General features: G+C 71.4%; 12 protein-coding genes and 1 pseudogene. 6 read left to right on the plus strand and 7 right to left on the minus strand.

The features are described 5' to 3' along the window. Window positions 1-13: 13 nt before the first annotated feature. The 4 genes and pseudogenes from galT to FVS66_RS05580 all read left to right on the plus strand — a co-directional run bounded on the left by galT (window position 14) and on the right by FVS66_RS05580 (window position 4,360). The gene (gene galT, locus FVS66_RS05565; RefSeq protein WP_149179868.1) at window positions 14-1,063 is read left to right on the plus strand and encodes a galactose-1-phosphate uridylyltransferase; all 1,050 of its coding nucleotides are present in this window, start codon (window positions 14-16) and stop codon (window positions 1,061-1,063) included. Then, window positions 1,060-2,001: pseudogene (gene galE / locus FVS66_RS05570) on the plus strand (UDP-glucose 4-epimerase GalE); the annotation flags it as partial. The gene galT and the pseudogene galE, both read left to right, overlap by 4 nt. A gap of 77 nt (window positions 2,002-2,078) precedes the next feature. Beyond that, window positions 2,079-3,275, plus strand: a complete 1,197-nt coding sequence (galK, locus tag FVS66_RS05575; RefSeq protein WP_149179869.1) for a galactokinase — start codon at window positions 2,079-2,081, stop codon at window positions 3,273-3,275. 305 nt (window positions 3,276-3,580) lie between these two features. Next, complete coding sequence (locus tag FVS66_RS05580) at window positions 3,581-4,360, plus strand: response regulator transcription factor (RefSeq protein WP_187645401.1); 780 nt, start codon at window positions 3,581-3,583, stop codon at window positions 4,358-4,360. On the opposite strand, the gene FVS66_RS05585 is transcribed toward FVS66_RS05580, so the two are convergent. Further along, a complete protein-coding gene (locus tag FVS66_RS05585) occupies window positions 4,319-4,816 on the minus strand; it encodes a MarR family transcriptional regulator (protein WP_149179870.1) in 498 nt (165 codons plus the stop codon). The two genes, FVS66_RS05580 and FVS66_RS05585, sit on opposite strands and share 42 nt — an antisense overlap. A 129-nt stretch (window positions 4,817-4,945) precedes the next feature. On the opposite strand from FVS66_RS05585, the gene FVS66_RS05590 reads away from it, so the two are divergent. After that, window positions 4,946-5,773: a trans-aconitate 2-methyltransferase gene (locus FVS66_RS05590; protein ID WP_149179871.1), complete on the plus strand. Its 828-nt coding sequence runs from the start codon at window positions 4,946-4,948 to the stop codon at window positions 5,771-5,773. Between the two features lie 195 nt (window positions 5,774-5,968). Here the strand turns inward: FVS66_RS05590 and FVS66_RS05595 are convergent, their stop codons facing one another. Together FVS66_RS05595 and FVS66_RS05600 are read right to left on the minus strand one after the other, a co-directional pair. Further along, window positions 5,969-6,640: a TetR/AcrR family transcriptional regulator gene (locus FVS66_RS05595; RefSeq protein ID WP_149179915.1), complete on the minus strand. Its 672-nt coding sequence runs from the start codon at window positions 6,638-6,640 to the stop codon at window positions 5,969-5,971. After that, window positions 6,640-7,614, minus strand: coding sequence for a fatty acid desaturase (locus FVS66_RS05600; protein WP_149179872.1), 975 nt, complete (start codon window positions 7,612-7,614; stop codon window positions 6,640-6,642). The genes FVS66_RS05595 and FVS66_RS05600 overlap by 1 nt, the downstream gene beginning before the upstream one ends. 288 nt (window positions 7,615-7,902) lie before the next feature. Here FVS66_RS05600 and ppc point away from each other — a divergent pair, with 288 nt between their 5' ends. Beyond that, window positions 7,903-10,632 (plus strand): phosphoenolpyruvate carboxylase, encoded by a 2,730-nt coding sequence (gene ppc / locus FVS66_RS05605; RefSeq protein WP_149179873.1) that lies wholly within the window; start codon window positions 7,903-7,905, stop codon window positions 10,630-10,632. Between the two features lie 79 nt (window positions 10,633-10,711). Here the strand turns inward: ppc and FVS66_RS05610 are convergent, their stop codons facing one another. The 4 genes from FVS66_RS05610 to FVS66_RS05625 form a co-directional block, all read right to left on the minus strand. After that, on the minus strand, window positions 10,712-11,413 hold the full coding sequence (locus FVS66_RS05610; protein WP_149179874.1) for an LPXTG cell wall anchor domain-containing protein: 702 nt from the start codon (window positions 11,411-11,413) through the stop codon (window positions 10,712-10,714). 224 nt (window positions 11,414-11,637) lie between these two features. Continuing rightward, window positions 11,638-12,108 carry a hypothetical protein gene (locus FVS66_RS05615; RefSeq protein WP_149179875.1) on the minus strand — a complete coding sequence of 157 codons (471 nt, stop codon included), beginning with the start codon at window positions 12,106-12,108 and terminating at the stop codon, window positions 11,638-11,640. A 55-nt stretch (window positions 12,109-12,163) separates the two neighbouring features. Continuing rightward, entirely contained in the window at window positions 12,164-12,760 is a 597-nt protein-coding gene (pth, locus tag FVS66_RS05620) for an aminoacyl-tRNA hydrolase (RefSeq protein ID WP_149179876.1), read from the minus strand. A gap of 75 nt (window positions 12,761-12,835) precedes the next feature. Further along, window positions 12,836-13,426 carry a 50S ribosomal protein L25/general stress protein Ctc gene (locus tag FVS66_RS05625; protein ID WP_149179877.1) on the minus strand — a complete coding sequence of 197 codons (591 nt, stop codon included), beginning with the start codon at window positions 13,424-13,426 and terminating at the stop codon, window positions 12,836-12,838. Between the last annotated feature and the right edge of the window lie 160 nt (window positions 13,427-13,586).

Raw genomic sequence — 13,586 nt, forward strand, 5'->3', positions numbered from 1 at the left:
GTGAGGAGCCCGAGTGAAGAAGACGTCCACGCGGCTCGCCGACGGGCGCGAGCTCGTGTACTACGACTCCCGGGACGACGCGGTGCGCGACGCCGTCGACCCCAGGGCGCTCGACCAGGTCTCCACGACCTCCGAGATCCGCGAGGACGCCCTGCTGGGCGACGCCGTCGCCGTCGCGTCCCACCGCCAGGGCCGCACCTTCCACCCGCCCGCCGACGAGTGCCCCCTGTGCCCGTCCCGCCGCGGCCGGCACACCGAGATCCCCGACCACCACTACGACGTGGTCGTCTTCGAGAATCGTTTCCCCTCGCTCGCCGGGGACTCCGGCCGCTGCGAGGTCGTGTGCTTCACCCCCGACCACGACGCGTCCTTCGCCGACCTCACCGAGGAACAGGCCGGGCTCGTCCTGGATGCCTGGACCGACCGCACCGCCGAACTCGCCGAAGTCCCCGGGGTCGAGCAGGTGTTCTGCTTCGAGAACCGGGGTGCCGAGATCGGCGTCACCCTCGGCCATCCGCACGGCCAGATCTACGGCTACCCGTTCACCGCCCCCCGCACCGCCCTGATGCTGCGCTCCCTCGACAGGCACGCCCAGCGCACCGGTGGCCGCAACCTCTTCGACGACCTCGTCGCACGCGAGCGCGCCGACGGCGAGCGGGTGGTCCTCGCCACCGGCCAATGGACCGCCTTCGTGCCGTACGCCGCGCACTGGCCGTACGAGGTGCACCTCTACCCGGCCCGCCGCGTCCCCGACCTCCGCGCCCTGGACGGCGCGGCGCGCACAGAGTTCCCACAGGTGTATCTGGAACTGTTGAGACGCTTCGACCGGCTGTTCGGGGAAGGGGAGCCGCCCACGCCGTACATCTCCGCCTGGCACCAGGCGCCGTTCGGCGATCCGCGGCGCGAAGGGTTCGCACTGCATCTCGAGCTTTTCACCATCCGCCGCACTTCCGGCAAGCTGAAGTTTCTCGCGGGCTCCGAGTCCGGCATGAGCGTGTTCATCAACGACGTGCCGCCGGAGGCCGCGGCCCGGCGACTGCGAGAGGTAGCGAGCGCATCATGAAGTACCTGGTAACGGGCGGGGCAGGCTACGTCGGCAGTGTGGTCGCCGCGCATCTGCTGGAGGCCGGACACGGAGTGACGGTCCTGGACGACCTGTCCACCGGCTTCCGCGAGGCCGTCCCGGACGGCGCCGCGTTCGTCGAGGGCCGTGTCCAGGACGCCGCCCGCTTCCTGGACCCGTCCTACGACGGCGTCCTGCACTTCGCCGCGTTCTCGCAGGTCGGCGAGTCCGTCGCGCGTCCGGAGAAGTACTGGGAGAACAACGTCGGCGGCACGATGGCGCTGCTGACCGCCATGCGCGAGGCCGGCGTCCGCAGGCTCGTCTTCTCGTCCACCGCCGCGACGTACGGCGAGCCGGTCTCCACGCCGGTCACGGAGACCGACCCGACCGCCCCCACCAGCCCGTACGGCGCGTCCAAGCTGGCCGTCGACCACATGATCAGCGGCGAGGCCGCCGCCCACGGACTGGCCGCGGCGTCGCTGCGCTACTTCAACGTCGCGGGCGCGCACGGCCGGTACGGCGAGCGCCACGACCCCGAGTCGCACCTCATCCCGCTGGTCCTCCAGGTCGCCCTCGGCCGACGGGAGTCCATCTCCGTCTACGGGGACGACTACGCGACCCCCGACGGCACCTGCGTACGCGACTACATCCACGTCGCCGACCTGGCCGAGGCCCACCTTCTCGCCATGGCCGCCGTCACCCCCGGCGAGCATCTGATCTGCAACCTCGGCAACGGCAACGGCTTCTCCGTCCGCGAGGTCGTCGAGACCGTCCGCAAGGTCACCGGTCACCCCGTCCCGGAGGTCATGGCCGACCGCCGCGCCGGCGACCCGGCCGTCCTCGTCGCCTCCGCGGCCGTCGCGCACGAGCGGCTCGGCTGGCAGCCGTCGCGCACGGACCTCGCGGGCATCGTCGCCGACGCCTGGGACTTCGCCCGCGCGCCGCAGCTGGAGCAGGGGCGGGAGGAGGAGCAGGAGCGGCGGGAGCGGCAGGGGCCGGTGAGAAGGGCGGGGGAGTGAGCGGCGGTACGGAGACCACCGCCACGGCCGAGAAGGTCGCCGCGCGGTTCCACGAGCTGTACGGGACGGCGCCCGACGGCGTATGGGCGGCGCCGGGCCGGGTGAACCTCATCGGCGAGTACACCGACTTCAACGACGGGTTCGTGATGCCGCTGGCCCTGCCGCACACGGCGGTCGCGGCCGTGGCCCGGCGTACCGACGGCCGGCTGCGGGTCCACTCCGCCGAGGCCGAGGCCGACGTCGGGTCCGGCGAGGGCGTCGTCCACCTGGACGTGGCCGCCCTGCGGCCGGGCACCGGCAGCGGCTGGGCCGTCTACCCGGCGGGTGTGGTGTGGGCGCTGCGCGAGGCCGGGCACACCGCGGTCACCGGCGCGGACATCCACCTGTCGTCCACCGTCCCGACGGGCGCGGGGCTGTCGTCGTCCGCCGCCCTGGAGGTGGTCACCGCGCTCGCCCTGAACGACCTGTACGGGCTCGGCCTGACCGGTCCGGAGCTCGCGGTCCTCGCCCAGCGCGCCGAGAACGCGTTCGTGGGCGTGCCCTGCGGCGTCATGGACCAGATGGCGTCCGCCTGCTGCGAGGAGGGGCATGTACTGCACCTCGACACCCGGGACCTGGCGGGGCGTCAGATACCGTTCGACCTCGCCGCCCACGGGCTGCGGCTGCTGGTCGTCGACACCGGCGTGAAGCACGCGCTCGGCGACGGCGCCTACGCCGAGCGGCGCGCCGGGTGCGAGGCCGGGGCGCGGGCGCTGGGGGTCCGTACGCTGCGCCAAGTGCCCTACGAGGGACTCCCGGACGCGCTCGCGTGCCTGGCGGACCCGACCGTGCGCGCGTACGTCCACCATGTCGTGTCCGACAATCACCGTGTCGAGCGGACGACGGCCCTGCTGGACGCGGGTGACGTACGGGCGGTCGGGCCGGTCCTGGACGAGGGGCACGCCTCCCTCCGGGACGACCTGCGGGTCTCCTGCCCGGAGCTGGACCTCGTCGTGTCGGCGGCCGGTGCGGCGGGGGCCCTTGGCGCCCGGATGACCGGCGGCGGATTCGGCGGGTCGGCGGTCGTCCTCGTGGAGGCGGACCGGGCGGGCGAGGTGGCCTCGGCGGTGGAGGGGGCGTTCGCCGCGGCGGGCCGCCCGGCGCCCCGGATCTTCCCCGCGGTGCCGTCGGCGGGAGCGCGCCGCGTCCTGTGAACCCGGCGAGAATTCCCCTGACACGGAATCAAGTGGATCTGGCATTGTCGATTTCCGTCTCGTTACGACACTGGTGAAACACGGGAAACACCCTGGTCGGTCAGTTCTGCAAATCGGCTTCCGGTGCGGCTTCACGGCCGTACGCTGATGCACAGCATCGGTGGGGGCCGACGCTGATCAGGGGGCGAGACAGTCGGGTACGACGCCCGGGGTGGGGTGGCAGTCACTGCACGGCGGCGGCCGTGCGCCCATGTGAATGCCTCAACTCCGGGCGTCGTACCCGCGCCGGTCCGCTTCCTCGACGTATGGGGGTGTCAGTGGTCCGTATCCGGGTTCTGGTGGTGGACGATCACCGCATCTTCGCCGAGTCGCTCGCCGCGGCGCTGGCGGCCGAGCCGGACGTGGACGTGGCCGCGGCCGGCAGCGGGCCGGCCGCGCTGCGCTGCCTCGAACGGGCGGCCGCGGAGGGCCGCAGGTTCGACGTGCTGCTCGTCGACGCCGACCTGGGCGCGGCGGCCGGGTCACCCGTGGCGCGCGTCGTCCCGGACGGTGGCGCGGCGGACGGGATCGTCGACGGCATCTCGCTGGTGGCGGGGGTGCGCCAGGGCCAGCCCTCCGTACGGACCGTGGTGCTGGCCGAGAAGGACGACCCGCGCCGGGCCGCGCTCGCCCTCCAGGCGGGTGCTTCCGGCTGGGTGGCCAAGGACTGCTCGCTGCAGCGGCTCCTCGGCGTCATACGGGGCGTGCTCCGCGACGAGACACACCTGGCGCCCGCGCTGCTCACCGGGGTGCTGCGGGAGCTGACGGCCGCGCGCAAGCACCGCACCGACAGCGAGCGGCTGGTCGAGTCGCTCACCCCGCGCGAGCGGGAGGTGCTGCGCTGCATGGTCGCCGGGCTCGGCCGCAAGGCGGTGGCGGAGCGGCTGTTCCTGTCCCCGCACACGGTGCGTACGCATATGCAGAACGTACTGGGCAAGCTGGGTGTGCACTCCACGCTGGCGGCGGTCGCGCTGGCCCGCCGGGCGGGTGTGGGGCCGGCCGAGTCAGCCGGGGATGTTGTCGAACGGGGCGGTCAGCTGGCGTAGCAGCGCCGCGAGGTCGGCACGCTGGGCGCGGGACAGCTCGGCCAGGATGGCCCGCTCCTGCTCCAGCAGTCCGGCGAGGGCCTGGTCGGCGCGGTCGCGCCCCTCGGGGGTGAGGCGGACGAGGACGCCACGCCGGTCGGTGGGGTCGGGCAGGCGCTCGACGAGGCCCTTTTTCGCGAGCCGGTCGATACGGTTCGTCATGGTGCCGGACGTGACGAGCGTCTGGGTGAGGAGCTGGCCCGGGGAGAGCTGATACGGGGCGCCCGCGCGGCGCAGCGACGTCAGGACGTCGAACTCCCAGGGCTCCAGCTGGTGCTCGGCGAAGGCGAGGCGGCGTGCCCGGTCCAGATGGCGGGCCAGCCGGGAGACCCGGCTGAGCACCTCGAGCGGTTCCACGTCGAGGTCGGGGCGCTCGCGGCGCCATGCTGCGACCAGACGGTCGACCTCGTCCTCCATGACGATCAGTGTAGGGGATCTGTCGACATGAAGTCTCTTGATGTCGAGAAATGTACAATCGCACGATTGAGCGGGCCCTCGCTGGAGCACGTTCCGCATAGGTATCACTGACCAGCAAGGGGATTGACCGTGCATTCCGCACCCATTTGGGATCCACTGCAGTACCTGCGCCACTCCAGCCACCGGGCCCGGCCGTTTCTGGACCTGCTCGCCCGAATCCCCGAACTGCCCGCCGTCACGGAGGGGAGGCCCGCCCGGATAGCCGACATCGGCTGCGGCCCCGGGAACGTCACCGCGCTCCTCGCCGACCGCTGGCCGGACGCACACATCACCGGCTTCGACCTGTCACGCGAAATGCTGGAACAGGCCGGCAAGCACCACGCGGGCACCACGGCGGGGGGCGGCTGGCTCGACTTCCGAGGCGCCGACGCCGCCCACTGGACGCCGGACGAGCCGTACGACCTGATCGTCTCCAACGCCGCGCTCCAGTGGGTGCCGAACCACCCCGAGTCCTTCCCGGTCTGGCTGGACGGCATCGTGGCCGGCGGCACCCTGGCCTTCCAGGTGCCGGCCAACTTCACCTCGCCCAGTCACGCGCTGCTGGGCGAGCTGTGCGAGACCCCGCAGTGGCGGGACCGCCTCGCCGACCACGGGCGGCGCTTCGTCCACATCCTGGAGGCGGCGGACTATCTGGGCCGCCTCACCGACCTCGGCTGCGTGGCGGACGTCTGGGAGACCGTGTACTCCCAGCTCCTCCAGGGCGAGGACCCGGTCCTCGACTGGGTGAAGGGCACCGCCCTGCGCCCGGTCATCACTGCGCTCGATGACGACGGCGAGGCGGTCGCCGAGTTCATATCCCAGTACCGCGATCTTCTCCGGAAGGCGTACCCGCCGGGCCCGTACGGGACGGTTTTCCCGTTCCGCCGGGTCTTCGCGGTCGCGCACAAGGCGGGCTGATGCCGGGCTCCACGGGCGCACCCGGGAACGACGGGCGTGACGCCCGCGTCAGGCGCCCCGCAGGAGAGGGCCGGGCCCCGCCTCGTACGCGGTGGGTGCGGGGTCCGGCCCTCCACGGCGGTTCACGCCATGGGGGGCGCAGACGGACGGCGTCACGTCCCCGTGGGGCCGGGGGCGGGCCCTCCGGCCACCGGGTCAGTTCTTGCGGTGGCCTATGAGGCGGGGCTTCGGTTCCAGGCCGTCGAGGCCGTGCCAGGCCAGGTTCACGAGGTGGGCGGCGACCTCCGCCTTCTTGGGCTTGCGGGCGTCCAGCCACCACTGGCCGGTCAGCGCGACCATCCCCACCAGCGCCTGCGCGTACAGCGGCGCCAGCTTCGGGTCGAAGCCGCGGGCCTTGAACTCCAGGCCCAGAATGTCCTCCACCTGCGTGGCGATGTCCGAGATCAGCGACGCGAACGTACCCGTCGACTGCGCCACCGGCGAGTCCCGCACCAGGATCCGGAACCCGTCCGTGTACGTCTCGATGTAGTCGAGCAGCGCGAACGCCGCCTGCTCCAGCAGCTCCCGTGGATGCCCCGCCGTGAGCGCGCCGGTCACCATGTCCAGGAGCCGGCGCATCTCGCGGTCCACCACGACCGCGTACAGCCCCTCCTTGCCGCCGAAGTGCTCGTACACCACCGGCTTGGACACCCCGGCCTTCGCCGCGATCTCCTCGACCGACGTGCCCTCGAAGCCGCGCTCGGCGAAGAGCGTCCGGCCGATGTCGAGCAGCTGCTGACGGCGCTCCGCGCCCGTCATCCGGACCCGGCGGCCACGCCTGGGTTTGTCGCTGCTGGTACTGCTGCCGTCGATCGCCACGCCGTCCATCATGCCGCGTTCGAGGCGCGTTCCCGGCGCCGGGCTTCGATCCGGGCCTCCGACGGCCAGCGCACGTCGTACGCCCAGCCCAGCTTCTCGAACCAGCGGATCAGCCGGGCGCTGGAGTCCACCTGGCCCCTCAGCACACCGTGCCGGGCGCTCGTCGGGTCCGCGTGGTGCAGGTTGTGCCAGGACTCGCCGCACGACAGAACGGCCAGCCACCACACGTTGCCGGAGCGGTCACGCGACTTGAACGGGCGCTTGCCGACCGCGTGGCAGATCGAGTTGATCGACCAGGTGACGTGGTGCAGCAGCGCCACCCGCACCAGCGAGCCCCAGAAGAACGCCGTGAAGGCGCCCCACCACGACATGGTCACCAGGCCGCCGACCAGCGGCGGGATCGCCAGCGACACCACCGTCCACAGAACGAACTGGCGGGAGATCCGGCGGACCGCCGGGTCCTTGATCAGGTCCGGGGCGTACTTCTGCTGCGGCGTCTGCTCCTGATCGAACATCCAGCCGATGTGCGCCCACCACAGCCCCTTCAGCAGGGCCGGCACCGTCTCCCCGTACCGCCACGGCGAGTGCGGGTCACCCTCGTCGTCGGAGAACCTGTGGTGCTTGCGGTGGTCCGCCACCCAGCGCACCAGCGGCCCCTCCACCGCCAGTGAGCCCATGATCGCCAGCGCGACCCGCAGTGGACGTTTCGCCTTGAACGACCCATGGGTGAAATACCGGTGGAAGCCGATCGTGATGCCGTGGCAGCCGATGTAGTACATCGCGGTCATCAGTCCCAGATCCAGCCAGCTCACCCCCCACCCCCAGGCCAGCGGCACCGACGCCACCAGGGCGAGGAACGGCACCGTGATGAACAGCAGCAGCGCGATCTGCTCGATGGATCGTTTGTTGTCGCCGCCGAGTGTCGCGGGCGGCAGCTCTTTGGTTTCGGCAGTGTGGTCGAGCACCTCGGGGCTCATGGTCATGTGCGTCCCCTGGGGGTGAGAGGAAAGGGCGGAAGGGTGCAGAAAGGGCGTGGCTACGGTTCCGTAACCTACGGCGTCGTAAGTATGGCAGCGCGCGCGCCCGCGGCAAGAGGGCTGTTGACGGCGTGGCCCGGACGGCCGCCTATCCTGGGTGCCGTCGGACAGCGCGGTCCGCAGCTTCCCAGGGGGAATGCCTCGTGAAAACCCTCCGATAGGCCGAAGGGGCATTCCCGGGGACACCCATCAGTACCCCTCCAGACGTGCTCATCACTGCAAGGAGCCGCACCTGTGAGCAGTGCCGACCAGACCCCTTCCGCCAGCGCCGAGCTGCGCGCCGACATCCGCCGACTGGGTGACCTGCTGGGCGAGACGCTCGTACGGCAGGAAGGACCCGAGCTCCTCGAGCTCGTCGAGAAGGTCCGCCGCCTGACCCGCGAGGACGGCGAGGCCGCCGCCGAGCTGCTCGGCGACACCGACCTCGAGACCGCCGCCCGGCTCGTCCGTGCCTTCTCGACCTACTTCCACCTCGCCAACGTCACCGAGCAGGTCCACCGCGGCCGCGAGATGCGCCAGCGCCGCGCCGCCGAGGGCGGCCTGCTCGCCCGGACGGCCGACATGCTGAAGGACGGTGATCCCCACCATGTCCGTGAGACCGTCAAGCACCTCAACGTGCGGCCGGTCTTCACCGCCCACCCGACGGAGGCGGCGCGCCGCTCGGTGCTGAACAAGCTGCGCCGGATCGCCGCCCTCCTAGACGAGCCCGTCACCGACGCCGACCTTCGCCGTCACGACCTCCGGCTCGCCGAGAACATCGACCTCATCTGGCAGACCGACGAGCTCCGGGTGGTCCGCCCCGAGCCCGCCGACGAGGCCCGTAACGCCATCTACTACCTGGACGAGCTGCACGTCGGCGCCGTCGGCGACGTCCTGGAGGACCTCGCCGCGGAGCTGGAGCGCGTCGGCGTCGAGCTGCCGCCGGGCACCCGGCCGCTGACCTTCGGCACCTGGATCGGCGGCGACCGCGACGGCAATCCGAACGTGACCCCGGCCGTCACGTGGGAGGTGCTGATCCTCCAGCACGAGCACGGCCTGACCGACGCCATCGGCATGATCGACGAGCTGCGCGGGCTGCTGTCGAACTCCATCCGGTACGCCGGCGCCACGCAGGAGCTCCTCGACTCCCTCCAGCAGGACCTCGAACGGCTGCCCGAGATCAGCCCCCGCTACAAGCGGCTGAACGCCGAGGAGCCGTACCGCCTCAAGGCGACCTGCGTACGGCAGAAGCTGGTCAACACCCGCGAGCGCCTCGCCAAGGGCACCCCGCACCAGGAGGGCCGCGACTACCTCGGCACCGCCGAGCTGGTCACCGACCTCGCCCTCATCCAGACGTCCCTCCGGGAGCACCGCGGCGGCCTCTTCGCCGACGGCCACCTCGACCGTACGATCCGCACGCTCTCCGCGTTCGGCCTCCAGCTGGCCACCATGGACGTCCGTGAGCACGCCGACGCCCACCACCACGCCCTCGGCCAGCTCTTCGACCGGCTCGGCGAGGAGTCGTGGCGGTACGCGGACATGCCCCGCGAGTACCGGCAGAAGCTGCTCGCCAAGGAGCTCCGCTCCCGCCGCCCGCTGGCCCCGACCCCGGCGCCCCTCGACGCCGCCGGGCAGAAGACCCTGGGTGTCTTCCACACCGTGAAGGCGGCCTTCGAGCGGTTCGGGCCCGAGGTGATCGAGTCGTACATCATCTCGATGTGCCAGGGCGCCGACGATGTCTTCGCCGCCGCCGTCCTCGCCCGCGAGGCCGGTCTGATCGACCTGCACGGCGGCTGGGCCAAGATCGGCATCGTGCCGCTGCTGGAGACCACCGACGAGCTCAAGGCCGCCGACGTCATCCTCAACGACATGCTCGCCGACCCCTCCTACCGGCGTCTCGTCGCGCTCCGCGGTGACGTCCAGGAGGTCATGCTCGGTTACTCGGACTCCTCCAAGTTCGGCGGCATCACCACCTCCCAGTGGGAGATCCACCGCGCCCAGCGCAGACTCCGTGACGTGGCCCACCGCTACGGCGTCCGGCTGCGCCTCTTCCACGGCCGCGGCGGCACCGTCGGCCGTGGCGGCGGCCCCTCGCACGACGCGATCCTCGCCCAGCCGTGGGGCACCCTGGAGGGCGAGATCAAGGTCACCGAGCAGGGCGAGGTCATCTCCGACAAGTACCTCATCCCGGCCCTGGCCCGGGAGAACCTGGAACTGACCGTCGCCGCCACCCTCCAGGCGTCCGCCCTGCACACCGCTCCCCGACAGTCCGACGAGGCGCTGGCCGGCTGGGACGCGGCGATGGACATCGTCTCCGAGGCGGCGCACACCGCGTACCGCAGGCTCGTCGAGGACCCCGACCTGCCGGCGTACTTCTTCGCCGCGACCCCGGTCGACCAGCTCGCCGAGCTGCACCTGGGCTCCCGCCCGTCCCGCCGCCCCGACTCCGGGGCAGGGCTCGACGGGCTGCGGGCCATCCCGTGGGTCTTCGGCTGGACGCAGTCACGGCAGATCGTGCCCGGCTGGTACGGCGTGGGCTCCGGCCTGAAGGCGCTGCGCGACGCCGGACACGGCGACGTACTCGCCGAGATGTACGAGAAGTGGCACTTCTTCCGCAACTTCCTGTCGAACGTCGAGATGACCCTCGCCAAGACCGACCTGCGGATCGCCCGCCACTACGTGGAGACCCTGGTGCCGGACGAGCTGCGGCACGTCTTCGCCACCATCGAGGCCGAGCACGCCCTCACCCTGGAACAGGTTCTCCAGATCACCGGGGAGCGCGAGCTGCTGGAGGCGCAGCCCGTGCTGAAGCAGACGTTCACCGTCCGCGACGCCTACCTGGACCCGATCTCCTACCTCCAGGTCGCGCTCCTCAAGCGGCAGCGCGACGCGGCGGCCGCCGAGAAGCCCGCGGACCCGCTGCTCGCCAGGGCGCTGCTGCTCACCGTGAACGGTGTCGCGGCAGGTCTGCGCAACACCGGCTGACCGCGCGCCTCGTCGCGTAAGCGGACGGGCCCCCGCCGGAGCTTCCGGCGGGGGCCCGTCCCACGAGCGGGGTGGCTTGTCAGTGCTGCCCGGCCTTGCGGCGGCGCATCACGAGGAAGGCGCCACCCGCGAGCAGCGCGGCCGCGACACCGGCGAGGGCGCCGACGGGGGCGCTGCTGCCGGTCTCGGCGAGGTCACCGGTCGTGGAGCCCTCAGAGGCGGACGGGGCGGCGGTCGGAGCGACCTCGCCGGGCGTCGACGTGGACGCCGAGGGGGTGGGCTCCTCGCTCGGGGTGTCCGTGGACTGCGACGGCGACGCGGTCGGCTCGTCGGTGTCGTCGTCCGTCGGGGTGCTCGGCGACGGGGCGGTACCCGGGCACATGTGCGAGAGGTTGAACCACTTGACCTCGCCGCCCTCGACCTCGGCGGTGGCCGAGACCAGCTTGTCACCGGGGGCGGAGGCCACGTAGGCGTGCTTGTCGCTCGGCGGGCCGAACGAGGTGATGACCTGCTCGCCACCCTGCTCGAACTCGACCGTCAGCTTGACGAACGTGGTGCCCTTGGTCGGCAGCACGAAGTGCCAGCCGTCCTGGGTCGACGGGATGTCCGCGCACTTCTTCTCCGTAGAGCCCTCCCAGGTGGAGGCGGAGATCGGAAGAGGCTGGTGGATGTCGACCGAGTACGTGTGGTCGGTCGCGAAGGCGGGGGCACCGCCGGCGAGGACGAGAGACGCCGCGACGGGGAGCGCGGCGGCGGCCCAACGGCTCTTGAGAGTGGGCATGGGGTTACCTCTGGGGCAGATGAACGGACTGTTCCGTGGAGGGTGGCGGCTCAGCTTCCTTATGGGCCCGACAGACCGTCAAGGGAGAAAGATCCTATTTACACGGAGGTATGGCGTCCGTCCGAATGATCCAAGATAACAGTTGGGTCAAATTCCGTTTGGTTGTACGCGAATCGGCACCAGTTCTGCGACAGTCGCACCGAATCCGTGAAGCTGATGTGTCGTCACAACGCCAGGAACGACGCCACCAGCAGCGCCCCGCCCACGGCCCCGGACGCCCACGCCACCCGGGTCCAGCGCAGCCCGCCGCCGATGATCAGCGCCGCGAGCACCAGCGCTCCGGCCAGCGGCAGCCATGCGTGCAGGCCGCCCGCCCAGCCGGTACGGACGGCTTCCTTCGTGCCGGGCTTCACGACGACGTCGTACCGGCCGCCCTTCTCGACGGCGACCGACCGCGTGATCGTCATATCCGTACGGGACTCCCCGGTGCCACCCGGCGCGAAGCGGCCCGTGCAGACCACGTCGCCGCAGCCGGTGACCGTCATCGTGCCGTGCTCGCGCCCCTTGGAGAGCAGCACGTGCTGCGCGTTGCCCCAGGACGCCCAGACGCCCGCGACCACCAGCAGCAGGGCGACCAGCGCCATGGCGGTGACACGGGCGTACGGGAGTACGGAAGTCCGCTTTTTGGGGCTCATGGGGCGCGATCCTTGGCCATGGGACCGCGTTCGGTCAATTCCGGTGCGCGGTTCGTCAGGAGTTGTACGCGGACTGCGCGCGCTCCAGACCTTCCGTCACCAGGCACTCCACGGCGTCCGCGGCGCGGTCGACGAAGTAGTCGAGCTCCTTGCGCTCGGTGCCGGAGAAGTCCTTCAGGACGTAGTCGGCGACCTGCATCCGGCCGGGCGGACGTCCGATCCCGAACCGCACCCGGTGGTAGTCCGGGCCCATCGCCTTCGTCATCGACTTCAGACCGTTGTGGCCGTTGTCGCCGCCGCCCAGCTTGAGGCGGAGCATGCCGTAGTCGATGTCCAGCTCGTCATGGACCGCCACGATGTGGTCGGTGGGCACCTTGTAGAAGTCCCGCAGGGCGGTCACGGGCCCGCCGGACAGGTTCATGTACGACATGGGCTTCGCCAGGACGATCCGGCGGCTCCCCGGCCCGGGAGGGCCGATACGCCCCTCGACGACCTGCGCCTGCGCCTTGCCGTGCCGCTTGAAGCCGCCGCCGATCCGCTCGGCGAGGAGGTCGACCACCATGAAGCCGACATTGTGCCGATTCCCGGCGTAACCGGGGCCCGGGTTCCCCAGCCCCGCGATCAGCCAGGGGGCGCTGGCGTCCGTCGTCATCCGCGTGTGCCTCCAGAGGGGTGTGGGGGGTGCCGGGCACCCCCCACGACAACATCAGGCGTTGAGGCCCGAGGCTCAGGCCTCGGCGCCCTCCACGCCCTCGGCGGCCTCACCGGAGGGCTCCTCGGCCTGCGCGGCCAGGACCTGCAGGACGACGGTGTCCTCCTCGACGGCCAGGGAGACGCCCTTCGGGAGGGCGATGTCCTTCGCCAGGACGGAGGCGCCGGCCGCCAGGCCCTCGACGGAGACCGTGACGCTCTCCGGGATGTGCGTGGCCTCGGCCTCGACGGGCAGGGCGTTCAGCACGTGCTCGAGCAGGTTGCCACCCGGGGCCAGGTCGCCCTCGGTGTGGACGAAGATCTCGACGTTGACCTTCTCGCCGCGCTTCACGAGCAGCAGGTCGACGTGCTCGATGAAGCCCTTCAGCGCGTCACGCTGCACGGCCTTCGGGATGGCCAGCTCGGTCTTGCCGCCCAGGTCGAGGGAGAGCAGGACGTTCGGGGCCTTCAGGGCCATCATCAGGTCGTGACCCGGCAGCGTCACGTGGACCGGGTCGGAGCCGTGGCCGTACAGGACACCGGGAACCTTGTTCTCACGGCGGACGCGGCGGGCGGCACCCTTGCCGAACTCGCTGCGGGTCTCGGCGGAGATCTTCACCTCGGACATTGCGCACTCCTCGTATGAGTAGACGTACATCGGTCGTGGTCACTCGGCCACGACTGGACTTGGCCTGCTACGAAGAGCGCGTCGATAACGGACCGCCGCGGTCCCTGGACCACGGCCTCCCTCGCCGAGCAACCGCACCAGTCTACCGGACAAGCGGAAG

The organism is Streptomyces sp. TRM49041, from assembly GCF_008271805.1.
Lineage (GTDB): Bacteria > Actinomycetota > Actinomycetes > Streptomycetales > Streptomycetaceae > Streptomyces.